Genomic DNA, 517 nt, shown 5'->3' on the forward strand with positions numbered 1-517 from the left:
GCCGCCGGCTCCAAGCAACGAAAATTCGAACGACTCAGACGAGGGACTGGAAAATATGCAACATTGTAGGCGGCGTAAGCGGCCCGCCCTGCGGCGTGCCCTGCCTCCTTGCCTCGACCATCCCGCCACGCATCAGCCCCGCTTCCAGATACCGCCGGATCAGCTTGAGCACCCGGGAATCCTTCACTTGTCGGGCCACCCGCGCCGGTCAATGTCCACCACCCAGCGCCGGCCTTCCCGCACGTACCGCTGTGCCTGCAAGACCGCCTGCTGAGCGCTGTGCCCCGGCCTGAAGCCGTAGCTCGACTCGGAGAACCCCGGCTCGTAGCATCACGTTGACCTACTATCAGACCAGTTTTTAACGTGGTCCGCCAATGCAAGATACTCCGTCGTCCACTCTACGCAAACGCCGCGCGCAATTGCTCAAGCAGATGCCGGCGTTGGACACGCTCTTGCGGGGCTCGCTCATCGAACGCTACAAGCGCTGCGGCAAACCTGGCTGCAAGTGTGCCGACGG

At 63.1% G+C, this 517-nt stretch carries 1 protein-coding gene and 1 pseudogene; one reads left to right on the plus strand and one right to left on the minus strand.

From position 1 onward, the window contains the following. Positions 1-70: 70 nt before the first annotated feature. Positions 71-327, minus strand: a pseudogene (locus J8I82_RS37940) (group II intron reverse transcriptase/maturase); the annotation flags it as partial. A gap of 47 nt (positions 328-374) precedes the next feature. Between J8I82_RS37940 and J8I82_RS39525 the strand changes: the two are divergent. Beyond that, positions 375-517, plus strand: a 143-nt coding sequence (locus tag J8I82_RS39525) for a DUF6788 family protein (RefSeq protein WP_336620938.1), incomplete at its 3' end; no start/stop codon positions are given.

Source organism: Cupriavidus consociatus, from assembly GCF_017814975.1.
Classification (GTDB): domain Bacteria; phylum Pseudomonadota; class Gammaproteobacteria; order Burkholderiales; family Burkholderiaceae; genus Cupriavidus; species Cupriavidus consociatus.